Consider the following 12,380-nt stretch of genomic DNA (forward strand, 5'->3'; position numbering starts at 1 on the left):
CCTTATGAATTTTGAAGTTCTTCTATTTCTTGGTCACTCAGCTTTTCACGCCAGATGGTTGCACCCAAGCCTTCAAGCTTCTTCTCAAGCAAACTATATCCTCTGTCTATATGTTCAAGCCCTGTGATTTCGGTCACACCGTCTGCCATTAGCCCTGCAACGACGAGACAAGCACCTGCACGCAGGTCACTTGCTTTCACCTTTGCCCCTTGAAGCTGCGTTTGTCCAGTGATAATGGCAGATCTTCCTTCGACCTTCATGTTTGCCCCCATTCGGCGTAATTCGTCAATGTGCTTAAAGCGGGCTGAGTAGATCGTATCTGTGACCACACTCGTGCCTTTCGCCTTTGTTAACAGCGCCGTCATCGGCTGCTGAAGGTCCGTCGGAAAGCCCGGATACACAAGGGTTTTGATATCGACAGGCTTGAGTCCTTCGTTTCTGCCAACGATCAGCATCTGATCGTTGCTTGTTTCAATGGTGAACCCCATCTCTCTAAGTTTCGCCGTAATTGATTCTAAATGAGTTGGGATCACATTATCAAGTACAACTTCATCTCCCATCGCAGCACCAGCAATTAAAAATGTGCCTGCTTCTATACGGTCAGGGATGATGGAATGCTTACAGCCATGAAGAGATTCTACACCTTCGATTCGAATCACATCAGTACCCGCACCTTTGATTTTGGCCCCCATGCTTGCAAGCAGTGTCGCTACATCAATAATTTCGGGTTCTTTTGCGGCATTTTCAATCACCGTTTTTCCTTCAGCCAGTACGGCTGCCAGCATGATATTGATGGTCGCACCTACACTGACCACATCAAGGTAAATACGGGCTCCGACTAATTTTTCAGCGCGCAAATAAATGGCACCCTGCTCGTTTGTCACCTCGGCTCCGAGTGCTTCAAAGCCTTTAATATGCTGATCGATCGGCCTAGGTCCTAAGTGGCACCCTCCTGGCAGCCCAATGACAGCCTGCTTGAATCTTCCCAGCATAGCGCCCATTAAATAATAAGACGCACGCAGTTTCTTCACTTTCCCATTAGGAAGCGGCATACTGATCATGGAAGCAGGATTGACGACCATTTCACCTTTTTCAAATGTGACCTTTCCGCCAATCTCTTCTAACAGATCTCGTAATGTGTCAATATCTGAAATATGCGGAAGGCCCTCAATCGTTACTGGAGAATCAGCGAGAATCGTGGCAGGAATCAGTGCCACTGCACTATTTTTCGCACCACTAATATGTACGGTCCCGCGTAAGGGGTCACCGCCGGCAATGTTTAACTTTTCCATATTTGTCTCCCTTCTTAAAGAAGATCACTGTTGGAGTTATACTGTTTGTGGATGTCGCGCTTTAAAAGGTCTTGTCCAAAATTTAGCCAATATCAAGAGAAAGAATACAGGTTAAACGAAATTTGTCGGAAGAAAAATAATCGAAGCTTTGCGAGGCTGTGATGTTCTCTTCTTTGCACAAAACATTTCTTAGCGTTTTTAAGGAAAACTGCGGCAAGCAGGAGACAATCCCGCCTGCCACAATCACTTATTTATTCCAGTCAGCTAAAAATTGCTCAATGCCCGCATCCGTTAATGGGTGTTTCGTCAGCTGCTTGATGACTTTCAGCGGCATTGTGCCGATATGAGCACCTCTAAGTGCAGCTTCTGTCACGTGCTGCGGATGACGAATGGATGCAGCAATGATTTGTGTATCTAAGCCATGAACATCAAAAATGGTTTTCACTTCACTGATGAGATCGAGACCATTTTGGCCAATGTCATCTAAGCGGCCGAGGAATGGAGAGACATACGTCGCACCAGCTCTAGCTGCAAGAAGTGCCTGGTTTGCACTAAAAATCAAAGTGACGTTTGTTTTAATTCCAAGGTCTGTTAACGCTTTGACAGCTTTAAGACCATCTGTTGTCATTGGGATTTTAACCGTGATATTTGGTGCAATGGCAGCAAGCTCTTTTCCTTCTTCAATCATTTCTTCTGCTTTGAGGGAAATGACTTCTGCACTGACAGAACCTGATACCACGTCAGTGATTTCGCGAAGACGGTCGTGGAATGATACGTCCTTTTCTTTCGCTACTAAACTAGGGTTTGTTGTGACGCCTGCTAAAATGCCAAGCTCGTGCGCCTCTTTGATGTCTGCGATATTCGCTGTATCTACGAAAAATAACATAACCGTGCCACTCTCCTATCAATAAATTGTCTGAAATGTAAATTTTGATTGCGCTTTCTCAAGATATGGAGAAAACCGCCTGTGACTCAGGCGGCTTTCGGTTCTCATCAAATTATGCTTGGTTAGAAGAACCAAATTCACGCATTTTGCCGATAACAGTCGCTTTAATTGCGTCACGAGCTGGTCCAAGATATTTACGTGGATCATACTCTTCTGTTTTTGCAGCAAGTGTTTCGCGTACTGCTTTCGCAGAAGCAATTTGGTTTTCAGTGTTTACATTGATTTTTGCTGTACCAAGTGAAATTGAGCGCTTGATGTCAGCTGTTGGGATACCTGTTCCGCCATGAAGAACAAGTGGAAGACCTGTCATTTTACCAATTTCTTCCATTTCAGTGAAACCAAGATTTGGTTCACCTTTGTATGGACCATGTACTGAACCTAATGCAGGTGCAAGGCAGTCAATACCAGTGCGTTCTACAAGCTCTTGGCACTCTTTTGGATCAGCATAAATAACGCCCTCAGCGATGACGTCGTCTTCTTGTCCGCCAACAGTTCCAAGCTCAGCTTCTACAGATACACCGTGGAAATGTGCAAGCTCAACTACTTTCGCAGTTGTTGCTACGTTCTCATCGAATGGATGGTGAGAAGCGTCGATCATGACAGAAGTAAATCCTGCATGGATCGCTTTTGCACAAGATTCAAAGCTTGAACCGTGATCTAAATGAATCGCAACAGGAACTGTTACATTATATTCTTCGATTAACGCTTTAACCATTGCGACAACTGTTTTGAAGCCGCCCATGTAGCGTCCTGCTCCTTCAGATACTCCTAAGATAACTGGAGATTTCTCTTCTTCAGCAGCTTGTAAAATCGCTTGCGTGAATTCTAAATTATTTAAGTTAAACTGTCCAACAGCGTAACCTTTTTCCTTTGCGTCTTTCAACATTTCTGTCATTGAAACTAAAGGCATGATGAAAAATCCTCCCTATGTAGCTAATTTGCTTACTAAAAAAAGCTCTCCACCCTAGCATGACCAGAATTTCTCGCCATATGTAAACTTTCAAAGTCAGATCGCTTTCTTCTTCTTATCTAGGATACCAATTATTCGACAAATCGGCAACAGAATGACTCGATTCAATCATTTCCAACTACCCATTTGTTTCGAGCGGCAAGTATTCTTTGACAGCATCTCGGATCTCATCAATATCAAAAGGTTTTGCAAAGTGCGTCAAAGCACCGAGTTCTTTGGATTCTTGGATCATGTCTAATTCGCCATAGGCTGTCATAATGATGACGCGGATGTCTTCATCAATTAATTTCATGCGTTTTAAAATTTCAATTCCATCCATTCCGGGAATCTTCATATCAAGCAGCACAAGGTTTGGTCTATGATTTTTCACAATATCTAACGCCTGAAGTCCATTGGCTGCTTGGAAGGTTTGATAACCTTCTTTATGAAACACTTCATTCAATAATATTCTAATACCATATTGATCATCGACAATTAAAATTTTCTCATTCATCTGTTACACCCCATTGCTTTCATTTTTCGCCATAAAAAGAGCTGTTGTTAAATAATTCTGTTTGATTTTCACATTTCCTTTATTTATAATAGTTTACTTTACGACATTTTCTGAGCATTTTTCCTAATATTCTCTTTATATTCTATTATAAAATGATCTGACCGAAGGAGGAAATCAGTCTTGTTAAAAATTTTCACGACCCAGTTATCAGGTATTTTTTCACGTATTGGAGAAAAGCAGGCTGAAGCGATCGAGGATGGTGCACGCCTTCTTACACAAGCCGTTGTCAGTGGACATGCTGTTTATTTTCATGGGAAGAATGAACTGGCTGCTGTAGCCATAGAGGCAACTGAAAGCAAGGAGCCATTTCCATGTGCGAAAGTGCTGCCGCTTGATCAAACGGAGCGCAGCTTGCTTCATCCAAGCGATAGAGTGCTGCTATTTTATTCAGACCCAGAAGACGAAGAGATTCAATCTCTTGTAAAAGAGCTTCACGCGCAAGGGACGCCCGTTGTCGGTGTCGGGCCGGCACAAAAGGAGTCGTCCATGATTGAAGAGCATTGTGATGTCCACATTGATTTCCAGCTCAAGAAACCGCTTGTGCCTGCTGATGACGGAACAAGGTTCGGTTATCCTGCTTTAATGACATGCTTATACGTCTACCACGCTCTATCGTTTACTGTGAAAGAAATCGTTGAGGAATATGAATAAAAAGACTGCCGAGAAGATGATATTCTCGGCAGTCTTTTTGTTTTATTTTGATTCAGATGCTTGCAGTGAAGCACCAACGAAATCTCTAAATAATGGCTGAGGTCTTGTCGGTCTTGAGACGAATTCTGGGTGGAACTGAGAAGCAAGGAACCAAGGATGATCCTTCAGCTCGATAATTTCAACAAGACGTCCGTCTGGGCTTGTACCAGAGAAGACAAATCCTGCAGCTTCCATTTGCTGCCTGAATTCATTATTAAACTCATAGCGATGGCGGTGGCGTTCGTAGACCACTTCATCATTGTATGCAGCAAATGCTTTGGAGTCTTCATCTAATTTACATGGATACAGACCAAGACGAAGTGTTCCGCCTAGATCATCTACATCCTTCTGTTCTGGAAGAAGGTCAATGATTGGGAACGCTGTTTCAGGATCAATTTCCGCTGAATGAGCTCCCTCAAGACCTAGTACGTTTCGTGCATATTCGATTGACGCAACTTGCATTCCTAAGCAAATTCCAAAGAAAGGCACTTTGTTTTCACGGGCATATTGTGTAGCAATGATTTTCCCTTCCACTCCGCGGTCTCCGAAGCCTCCAGGAACGATGATGCCGTCGACATCTTGCGCGAAATCAGCCATATTTTCTGCTGTCACTTCTTCTGCATTGATCCATTTGATTTGAACGTCTGAATCAAATGCATAACCAGCATGGCGAAGTGATTCAACGACAGAAATGTAGGCATCTTGCAGTTCAACATATTTTCCTACTAAACCAATTGTGACTTGTTTTGAGAGGTTTTGCACTTTATCGACTAGCGCTGTCCACTCCGTCATGTCTGCATCTTGACAGTCAAGTTTCATATGTTCACATACAAGCTTGTCTAGTCCTTGTTTTTGTAAATCAAGCGGAATAGAGTACAGCGTGTCTGCATCCTGACATTCGATAACAGCTTTTGTATCAATATCACAGAATAACGCAATTTTGTCCTTCATGTCTTGGGTCATTGGCATTTCAGTTCTAACCACAATAACGTTTGGCTGAATACCAAGGCTGCGAAGTTCTTTTACACTGTGCTGTGTTGGCTTTGTTTTCAGTTCACCTGCTGCTCGGATGTAAGGAACAAGCGTACAATGAATGTACATCACGTTTTCACGACCAATGTCACTCTTCATTTGACGAATCGCTTCAAGGAAAGGAAGGGATTCGATGTCTCCTACTGTTCCTCCGATTTCTGTAATGACCACATCTGCACCTGTTTCTTTTCCGGCACGGTACACGCGGTCTTTGATTTCATTTGTAATATGGGGAATAACCTGTACAGTTCCGCCTAGATAGTCGCCGCGACGCTCTTTCTTCAGAACAGTAGAGTAGATTTTACCAGTTGTAACGTTGCTGTACTTATTTAAGTTAATATCAATGAAGCGCTCATAGTGACCTAAGTCAAGGTCTGTTTCAGCACCGTCATCTGTGACGAAGACCTCACCGTGCTGATATGGACTCATCGTCCCTGGGTCTACGTTGATATATGGATCGAATTTTTGAATGGTGACATCCATCCCTCTATTTTTCAGAAGGCGGCCTAACGAGGCAGCCGTGATCCCTTTTCCAAGTGAGGAAACAACTCCTCCTGTTACAAAAATATACTTTGTCATTTCGTATGCTCCTCTCTTTTTTACCCTTGCATGACTAGACATGCACAGCTTCATCCTTTTTAGAGTGTATCCCTAAATCTCTTGAAAAATAAGAAAGCTCCCTTTCAAATAAATGAAAGGGAGCGTAAATGAACGTATCTTTACGTACTCTTTTTAGAGAGCCCAAAATACATACTACATAGTTCGCTCTCGAAAGTCAAGACGGTTTTATCCTGTTTTGAGGACCGGTTTGTGAGGGTTATTTCTCTTCCTTATTATCGTCTAAATCGTCTTCGTCAATTTCTGTTAAGCCATCATCATCTTCGTCATCGTCTTCGTCGAAGTCTTCTATATCTTCCTCGATTTCCTCATCATCGTCTAGGTCGAGATCATCGTCGTCTTCAACAAGATCAAGTTCTTCTTCAAGCTCTTCGATTTCCTCTTCCTCTTCAATTTCATCGAAGTCTTCTTCAACGACAGCTGCTTTTGTTTTTTTCTTTTTCGCTTTTGTTTTCACAGCTGGCTGAACTTCTTCTTCGACTTGATCAACTGGATACCAGCTGCGAAGTCCCCATCTCTGATCACCTAACGAAATAAAGCGGCCATCTATATTTAAGTCTGTATAAAATTGAGCAAGGCGATCATCAAGATCAGATTTTTGTATTCCTTGTAAACGGACCATTTCATCTATTAACTCGGAAAACGTAATCGGTGTTTTACTGTCTCTGAAAATTTCATAAGCAAGTTCAACTAAAGACATGTGCTTGAGCTGCTCCTGTGAGTATTCTTTCAAACTCAAGGTCAGACACTCCCTTTCTATTACATGTATGTATCCATTTATCAGTGAAATAATAAGTGTTTATCCCTTATTTTTACGACAAACCATACCTCTCATTATAAACAAATTAGGGGAGTTTATGCCACCTTTAATCATGTTAATTTTTGATTTTTTCTCAAGGGGAGCAACTAATGGTTCATCATTTAGGTGAAATGGGTCTAGCTTTTGTGTCCGGCCTGCATTTTGTAAACCGTTTTATTCATTCCAAACGAAAAAATGGGAACAATCAGGCAGCAATGGTGAATGAATAAATTTTGGCTATCATTCGAACGAAGTGATTGTCCATTTTTTATAAAGCGTATAAAAAGGTACACACCAACGGGTTCAGTTGGCGTGTACCTATAATGAAAAAAATTGTATAACACCTTTTTTCTCAAGTAACCTTGAATTCACTTTTATGCGAATACCGTTACTTCTTTTCGCAAGAGTTCATGCTCTATTTATTATTCATTACAGTACAGCGACTATTTCTTTTCCTAAGGAAATGAAAGCATCTATAATAAATGGTGCCGCAAAGAGAATCGAAGCTTTCCAGTTCGCTTTTTTGTATTGAAAAAAGAACAAGATCAACACTGCTCCTATGAGTGCCGTGAAGAGGTACAGCCATAAGCTTTGTATTTGCAAGATCCCCATACATATTACATTAATAAACATAATGATAATCTTAGGAATTAGAGCATAAAACAGATGACCCTTAACCTCTGGAGCAAAGATGATTAATAGGAATTTTGCGATGAGATACTGAACTAATAGGCTGATGGTGGTTAGAATTGTTGTAATGACAACAATGAGATTCAGCATCGTTTCATAGGACATATCCTCTAACAAAGCTCTTAAATCATCTAGTTGCGAAATGTAGCCATTCAACTCAATAGCAAAAGTAACGAAATAATAATTGGCCATAATAAAAATGACCAATGATATCAATGATGTTATTCTTGGACGTTGTTCCATAATAGCCTCCCATCCCCTATACTCACAATGCTTGAATGATCGTTTAAGCGTTTATTCACCATGCTATGGGAAACATATATGATGGTTGAAATTTTTTTAATAGAGAGATTCACTAGCCTCTCAGATAGCATCTCTATACTTTCTGAATCTAGAGATGACATGGTTTCATCAATTAGAATGGTTTCCCAATCTTTTACGAATAATAAAGATAATCCTACCTTCGCTTTCATACCCGTAGATGCTCTGCTATACGAACCATCTAGGTTACCATCGAAAAATTCATTCACTTTCCCCATTTGTTCTTCAGTCGGCACAATTTTAAACGTATTCCACAGAATCTCTAGATTTTCTCTAATTGTAAATGGGTGAATGCCAATAGGATCCACATTTAAATAAAGAGTCGATTCTTTGTTTGCCTCAATATCTCCAGAGTATCTCTTATCTAAACCAGCTATCATTTTAAGGAGAGTGCTTTTACCTGCACCATTTCTCCCCACTAAATGAAAGAGACCTGTTGGAATTGAAAAATTCACTTTATCTAGTATGGTATTGTTTTTGAACTTCTTCGTACATTCTACAAATTCTAATCCCACTTGAATCCCCTTCTCTGTCGTATAGAGTCTTCAATAAAACCATCTATGATTGATCATGATAGAAAATAATAAAGAATCATACCCTTCAATAAAAGCAGCTATTATTAGGATGACTAACGATAGTAGATAATAAGGAATCATTTTTTTCATGACACCTAAAGCAGCTTTAATTGATTTCGTATAAATTAGTGTGAAAAGCACATACTGGCTGATTCCTTGATAAAACAACATATTTGGAAATTCTAATAGCCCATGAGGAATTAGTTTACCTAAAGCTTCTTGTGCTCCTAGCGTTCTAAAACCCATCGTAATGACGAAGGACGAACCTCCAAAATCCATTATTTGAAATAACGGCGACAACAAGAAACCCAGTAAATACATTGCAAAGTTCGTTAAGTTATGTGTCAGGACTACAGACATAAATTCCTGACCCGAAGTTGGTGGTGCGGCTTCAAATAAATCTTTGTTGACTATATTCCCTAGATAAATCCCTGTACCTATCAGCAATATACAGTAGATAGAGTAGTACCACAGAAAATACTTCAATCTTTTATGTATCATTTTCCTCCTCTTTTCATGAAGTAATCGTGAAAATAGTAATGCATATGAGTAATAAAATAGGCAAGGACAGCTTCAATAACTTATGTTCATAATCGTTGATTAATAGCTCTGTTTTTCTGAAATATACGACCCCAATAAAGATGATTAAAGGCAACGATAACGTATTTTTAAGAATGATTGAGATATCGGACGTGTTGATCATTACTCCGACTATTCCACACACACTGACAAAAATCAGTACAAGACATAGTAAATATATCGTACTGGATTTAAATCTCTCGTACGGACTCACAATCAAAGAGGATTGCAACGTCTCGATTCTTGCCCTATCAAGCACAATCTCTTCCTTTTTCGACCCTATTAAGATTTCTAAGATCGTAATAAAGTTAATATAGACTAAAATGAGCGCAGGCAGATTTTCTATTTTCGTTAAAAAGGATTGGGCGAAATAAGTAAGCATTGATACTAAGGCACCTATTAAAATGATCAATATTTTATTACTAGTGATATATGACAAAAATAAATACAGAATATTTCCAGACCTATATTGCTTATTCGCACTTTTTAGGAAGGAAAGTCCAGTTGTCAAAGGTATTCTATGAGAATTACTTATGTAAATGTAAATAAGAAGAGACTGTACTATTTGCAGTATCATCACTGCTTCAAAAACGGACGTTATGATATACCAAAATTGCAACAAAAGGAGTATTCTGTTGATGATATTGAATAGACCTGACAATAATTGAGATGCAAAAGAAAGCATCACGACAATAAGTGCTAGTATCATAATGAAATATTGATTTTCTACTAACAAAAAGGTTAAAGCGATGAAACAAGCCAAAAGTAATTGAACTGAATATCCTTTTTTAATCGTAAAGAATAAATGTTTCAACAACAATTGTTTAGAGACAAAGACCACGCCTGGCTGCTGTCTTCTATACGGTAATACACAACGATTAATATTAGCTGTAGCTACAATGTATATTGAAATAAAAACAAAGCTGTTTAGGTAAGTGCCGGGAATCTCACCCCGATAGAAAATCAACGCTACCATCACAATGAAAGAAAAAAGAATCATCCCAATATAATTGAGGTACCCCATTATACTTTGATCATATATTTTAAATAGTTTATTTGTTTTATGCATAAGTCATTTTAAAAAGCAGCAGCCTTGGCTTTTCCTTGTTTTTTAAGTACAAACAAAATAGCAGCGGCAGCCTCAGTACTAACACCTAGATTGGCTACTATCTTTGAACCATTTCCAACGACTAAAGATGCGACTGTATCTGCAAATAACAATAGTGAGAATGAGCCAAGATTTTTTGCTTTTATCATAAAATTTCCTCCTAATTAATGTTTTATTACAAGCCGGATGGGCATAAAACGTTAAATTAGTTTTTAAGTCCCTGTCTATTGAACGTTGTTTCATCTGATATCAATACACTTTTGAAAAAAAATCATCTCAATAAAGATTGAGATGATTTTTTTTTAGATTAAAAAGCAGCAGCTTTCGCTTTTCCTTCTTTTTTAAGAATAGCCAAGATAGCAGCAGCTACACCTGAACTAATTGTGCCTACGCCAGTGAAAACACCAACGATTGTAATGACAGTTGCTACTGAGGACCAAGTATCTAAGAAATTCACTACTGTTGCCGCAGTTGCAGTACTAACACCCAGATTTGCTGCAATCAAAGAACCATTACCAATCACTAAAGCTACTAATGTTACCGCAAGAAGTGACAGCGATAATAAAGCATAAAACTTAGAATCTGTTGCTTTCGTCATAATATGACCTCCTTCGATTATTTACTACTTCTTTAGTCTAGCAAGAAGTAAATTACATTTCAATATTTTTTTGGAAAATTTGTAATATTTATTTAATTAACGGTATTTGTAATCAGTTTTTATCAGGATTTACGTTCATTTTCCATTTTTACCGGGCACTTATGTAATAGCATAAAATGCTCTGATTCATTTAAATCTAGTCAGAATTTCTGATAAACACTATCAAAAAATCAATTCGTTTCAAATCTTCAATGCCTTCTTTTTAGAGACAGGTAAACTTTTATGATGAATTTTTTAAGAGATGCTCGTTTCCTGTAGTACTTTGATTATTACTGAGATATTCTTCAACAATCGGAGCTCACCTTCGTTAAAGACAGAGACCAAGTTCAAAAAATCACTGAAAGATCATGTTATAGATGTGGAAAAAGAGTTGATTTTATTTTGAATTCAAGAGAAATGATGAATGGAATGGGAAGTAAGTTATACACATTGACCCTAAGGAGAGAAGAACCGTATCCTGTATTAGGGAGCGATTCATTTTTGGAAATATATCAGTATCTTTATACATTTCAGTTCCTATCATAGCTTTTGAAAAATTGTAACATTTAGAAAATGTGATAAACATACTATTCTCTAAAACACAACATAAGTCCCTACAAATCAGAGTCGAAAAAGAAGAAAATGGATTAAATTACCTAGTTAAATTGAATCAATTTCCTCAATTCCAAAAGAAATCGAGACACTCATATGGAGTTGTCTCGACTTCGATTTGATATCAAAATAGATACCCATTATTCAAATCTTTGAACGTATGATGAAAAATAATGGCTGCTTTTTGCATGAATCGTCTGTATAGTCATTTCTGTATTTTCTTTAGATCCAGATATTCGGGCAAAAAAAGCATTGCTCCTTTATGTAGGCAGAATCATAACCATCACGTTAGAAATGAGGCTGAACCCTGACATTTCTGCAAAGTCTAAACACATTAGTGAATGAGATGAACTTGTTATCTAGTTCTCAAGCATTGAAATATGCTTTCATAACGATACACTTTTATCGTTTATTTTAAGGCTAGAGATTCTGAAGTAATGAGATGACTACTGCTATGGTCAATATGATGCCTGCAAGCATTAAAACAATTAATTTTCTACGGCTATTTTCTTTTTCATTGTGATCTTTCTTTGAAGACTTCGAAAGTTCTGCGGAAACCATGATCCATATCACCAAAGTCACAATTGCTAAAATGGTAGTAGTTGTGGTCATAATAACCTCCCATATTTTTATTTTCTTAATTTTAACATAATGCTAATATAATATGGATCGATACTGGAAATCATCTTAAATTCAGGAAAACCTGACTATTACCTTGTATGTGGGTTATAGCTATATCATTCTTGAGGTCTAATTCTTTAGTAGGTATATTGCGAATTCACATGTACCAATACTCACTACTTCACCAGTTACAAATCACTCATACGTTAAAGCTGTTTCCTGTTGCCGACACTATCCTTTTACAATCCTAAAATAAAAAAACTTTGGATGATGCTAGTGATTAATGCTTCATGAACCAAAACAGACCACCTCACATCAGGTGGTCTTTGCTTTGTTT

14 protein-coding genes are annotated in these 12,380 nt (G+C 38.6%); 1 reads left to right on the forward strand and 13 read right to left on the reverse strand.

Annotated features, from left to right (window positions below):
- Nucleotides 1–2: 2 nt before the first annotated feature.
- The 4 genes from MKY83_RS17700 to MKY83_RS17715 all read right to left on the reverse strand — a co-directional run bounded on the left by MKY83_RS17700 (nucleotide 3) and on the right by MKY83_RS17715 (nucleotide 3,701).
- Entirely contained in the window at nucleotides 3–1,292 is a 1,290-nt protein-coding gene (locus MKY83_RS17700; protein ID WP_003214820.1) for a UDP-N-acetylglucosamine 1-carboxyvinyltransferase, read from the reverse strand.
- Between the two features lie 247 nt (nucleotides 1,293–1,539).
- The gene (gene fsa, locus MKY83_RS17705) at nucleotides 1,540–2,178 is read right to left on the reverse strand and encodes a fructose-6-phosphate aldolase (RefSeq protein WP_003215343.1); all 639 of its coding nucleotides are present in this window, start codon (nucleotides 2,176–2,178) and stop codon (nucleotides 1,540–1,542) included.
- A gap of 112 nt (nucleotides 2,179–2,290) precedes the next feature.
- Nucleotides 2,291–3,148 carry a class II fructose-bisphosphate aldolase gene (locus MKY83_RS17710; protein WP_003214879.1) on the reverse strand — a complete coding sequence of 286 codons (858 nt, stop codon included), beginning with the start codon at nucleotides 3,146–3,148 and terminating at the stop codon, nucleotides 2,291–2,293.
- Between the two features lie 178 nt (nucleotides 3,149–3,326).
- Nucleotides 3,327–3,701: a response regulator gene (locus tag MKY83_RS17715; RefSeq protein ID WP_003214681.1), complete on the reverse strand. Its 375-nt coding sequence runs from the start codon at nucleotides 3,699–3,701 to the stop codon at nucleotides 3,327–3,329.
- A gap of 180 nt (nucleotides 3,702–3,881) precedes the next feature.
- On the opposite strand from MKY83_RS17715, the gene MKY83_RS17720 reads away from it, so the two are divergent.
- A complete protein-coding gene (locus tag MKY83_RS17720) occupies nucleotides 3,882–4,412 on the forward strand; it encodes a DUF2529 domain-containing protein (protein ID WP_342487528.1) in 531 nt (176 codons plus the stop codon).
- Between the two features lie 42 nt (nucleotides 4,413–4,454).
- On the opposite strand, the gene pyrG is transcribed toward MKY83_RS17720, so the two are convergent.
- The 9 genes from pyrG to MKY83_RS17765 form a co-directional block, all read right to left on the reverse strand.
- Complete coding sequence (gene pyrG / locus MKY83_RS17725; RefSeq protein ID WP_185107712.1) at nucleotides 4,455–6,062, reverse strand: CTP synthase (glutamine hydrolyzing); 1,608 nt, start codon at nucleotides 6,060–6,062, stop codon at nucleotides 4,455–4,457.
- A gap of 238 nt (nucleotides 6,063–6,300) precedes the next feature.
- A complete protein-coding gene (rpoE, locus tag MKY83_RS17730; RefSeq protein WP_065097853.1) occupies nucleotides 6,301–6,840 on the reverse strand; it encodes a DNA-directed RNA polymerase subunit delta in 540 nt (179 codons plus the stop codon).
- Between the two features lie 489 nt (nucleotides 6,841–7,329).
- Complete coding sequence (locus MKY83_RS17735; protein ID WP_113767807.1) at nucleotides 7,330–7,833, reverse strand: hypothetical protein; 504 nt, start codon at nucleotides 7,831–7,833, stop codon at nucleotides 7,330–7,332.
- On the reverse strand, nucleotides 7,812–8,426 hold the full coding sequence (locus MKY83_RS17740) for an ATP-binding cassette domain-containing protein (RefSeq protein WP_058013461.1): 615 nt from the start codon (nucleotides 8,424–8,426) through the stop codon (nucleotides 7,812–7,814). The genes MKY83_RS17735 and MKY83_RS17740 overlap by 22 nt, the downstream gene beginning before the upstream one ends.
- A 30-nt stretch (nucleotides 8,427–8,456) precedes the next feature.
- Nucleotides 8,457–8,987 (reverse strand): stage II sporulation protein M, encoded by a 531-nt coding sequence (locus MKY83_RS17745; protein ID WP_065097851.1) that lies wholly within the window; start codon nucleotides 8,985–8,987, stop codon nucleotides 8,457–8,459.
- Nucleotides 8,988–9,000: 13 nt separating this feature from the next.
- Entirely contained in the window at nucleotides 9,001–9,447 is a 447-nt protein-coding gene (locus MKY83_RS17750) for a hypothetical protein (protein ID WP_223250666.1), read from the reverse strand.
- Between the two features lie 695 nt (nucleotides 9,448–10,142).
- Entirely contained in the window at nucleotides 10,143–10,322 is a 180-nt protein-coding gene (locus MKY83_RS17755) for a hypothetical protein (RefSeq protein ID WP_126741250.1), read from the reverse strand.
- A 158-nt stretch (nucleotides 10,323–10,480) separates the two neighbouring features.
- Nucleotides 10,481–10,771, reverse strand: a complete 291-nt coding sequence (locus MKY83_RS17760) for an uberolysin/carnocyclin family circular bacteriocin (RefSeq protein ID WP_003214902.1) — start codon at nucleotides 10,769–10,771, stop codon at nucleotides 10,481–10,483.
- 1,071 nt (nucleotides 10,772–11,842) lie between these two features.
- Nucleotides 11,843–12,034, reverse strand: a complete 192-nt coding sequence (locus MKY83_RS17765) for a hypothetical protein (RefSeq protein WP_034620267.1) — start codon at nucleotides 12,032–12,034, stop codon at nucleotides 11,843–11,845.
- Nucleotides 12,035–12,380: the final 346 nt, after the last annotated feature.

Origin of the sequence: Bacillus sp. FSL M8-0266, from assembly GCF_038613425.1 — a bacterium.
GTDB lineage: Bacteria > Bacillota > Bacilli > Bacillales > Bacillaceae > Bacillus > Bacillus pumilus.

Excerpts from the sequence above, each read along its gene's own strand:
- MKY83_RS17700 (WP_003214820.1), bottom strand. The coding sequence starts at position 1,292 with ATGGAAAAGTTAAACATTGCCGGCGGTGACCCCTTACGCGGGACCGTA.
- fsa (WP_003215343.1), bottom strand. The coding sequence starts at position 2,178 with ATGTTATTTTTCGTAGATACAGCGAATATCGCAGACATCAAAGAGGCG.
- MKY83_RS17710 (WP_003214879.1), bottom strand. The coding sequence starts at position 3,148 with ATGCCTTTAGTTTCAATGACAGAAATGTTGAAAGACGCAAAGGAAAAA.
- MKY83_RS17715 (WP_003214681.1), bottom strand. The coding sequence starts at position 3,701 with ATGAATGAGAAAATTTTAATTGTCGATGATCAATATGGTATTAGAATA.
- pyrG (WP_185107712.1), bottom strand. The coding sequence starts at position 6,062 with ATGACAAAGTATATTTTTGTAACAGGAGGAGTTGTTTCCTCACTTGGA.
- MKY83_RS17735 (WP_113767807.1), bottom strand. The coding sequence starts at position 7,833 with ATGGAACAACGTCCAAGAATAACATCATTGATATCATTGGTCATTTTT.
- MKY83_RS17745 (WP_065097851.1), bottom strand. The coding sequence starts at position 8,987 with ATGATACATAAAAGATTGAAGTATTTTCTGTGGTACTACTCTATCTAC.
- MKY83_RS17750 (WP_223250666.1), bottom strand. The coding sequence starts at position 9,447 with ATGCTTACTTATTTCGCCCAATCCTTTTTAACGAAAATAGAAAATCTG.
- MKY83_RS17755 (WP_126741250.1), bottom strand. The coding sequence starts at position 10,322 with ATGATAAAAGCAAAAAATCTTGGCTCATTCTCACTATTGTTATTTGCA.
- MKY83_RS17760 (WP_003214902.1), bottom strand. The coding sequence starts at position 10,771 with ATGACGAAAGCAACAGATTCTAAGTTTTATGCTTTATTATCGCTGTCA.
- MKY83_RS17765 (WP_034620267.1), bottom strand. The coding sequence starts at position 12,034 with ATGACCACAACTACTACCATTTTAGCAATTGTGACTTTGGTGATATGG.